This is a genomic window from Streptomyces sp. WELS2 (assembly GCF_013870595.1).
In the GTDB taxonomy this organism is placed as follows: Bacteria; Actinomycetota; Actinomycetes; order Streptomycetales; family Streptomycetaceae; genus Streptomyces.
The window spans coordinates 1-1,148 of record NZ_JACBWZ010001319.1 but is presented as its reverse complement, the minus strand read 5'-3'; the positions used below and the strand labels follow the sequence as shown (position 1 = coordinate 1,148).

Genomic DNA, 1,148 nt, shown 5'->3' with positions numbered 1-1,148 from the left:
GGACTGGTGTCCGTGCCGCAGGTGCCGCGGCCCGACCCGCACGCGATGGTGCTGGAGCGCCCGGAGGTGCCCGAGCGCAAGCGGTTCTGCTCCCGGTCGGACTGCGGCGCCCCGGTGGGCCGGGCACGCGGTGACCGGCCGGGCCGCACGGAAGGCTTCTGCACCAAGTGCGGGCACCCTTACTCCTTCGTGCCCAAGCTGCGCGCCGGGGACATCGTGCACGGCCAGTACGAGGTCGCGGGCTGTCTCGCGCACGGCGGGCTGGGCTGGATCTACCTCGCCGTGGACCGGGCCGTCTCCGACCGCTGGGTGGTGCTCAAGGGCCTGCTGGACACCGGCGACCAGGACGCGATGGCCGCGGCGATCTCCGAACGGCGCTTCCTCGCCGAGATCGAGCACGCCAACATCGTGCGGATCTACAACTTCGTGGAGCACCTGGACCAGCGCACCGGCTCCCTCGACGGCTACATCGTCATGGAGTACGTCGGCGGCAAGTCCCTGAAGGAGATCGCCAACGCCCGCCGCACCCCCGACGGCCGCCGCGACCCGCTGCCGGTGGAACAGGCGTGCGCCTACGGCATCGAGGCCCTGGAGGCGCTCGGCCACCTGCACAGCAGGAACCTGCTGTACTGCGACTTCAAGGTGGACAACGCCATCCAGACCGAGGACCAGCTCAAGCTGATCGACATGGGCGCCGTCCGCCGGATGGACGACGCGGAGTCGGCGATCTACGGCACGGTCGGCTACCAGGCGCCCGAGGTCGCCGAGACCGGCCCGTCGGTCGCCAGCGACCTGTACACGGTGGGCCGCACCCTGGCGGTGCTCACCTTCGACTTCCAGGGCTACACCACCGTCCACGCCGACTCCCTCCCCGACCCGGACACCGTCGAGGTGCTCAGCCGCTACGAGTCCTTCTACCGGCTGCTGGTGCGCGCCACCGACCCCGACCCGGACCGCAGGTTCGGCTCCGCGCAGGAGATGGCCGAGCAGCTGACCGGCGTGCTGCGCGAGGTGGTCGCGCTGCACACCGGGCAGCCCCGGCCCGCGCTGTCCACCCTGTTCGGGCCGGAGGTGAAGGTCACGGACACCGAGCTGTTCCCGCCCCTGGACGGGGACGTCTCCCGGCTCGGCGCCCGCCGGGACCGCAA

Annotated in this window: 1 protein-coding gene; it reads left to right on the top strand. The window is 71.8% G+C overall.

Annotation, left to right across the window (positions count from 1 at the left end; translation table 11 throughout):
* The coding region (locus tag H5J33_RS36045) for a serine/threonine protein kinase (protein ID WP_258565642.1) at window positions 1–1,148 on the top strand (1,148 nt) is incomplete at both ends.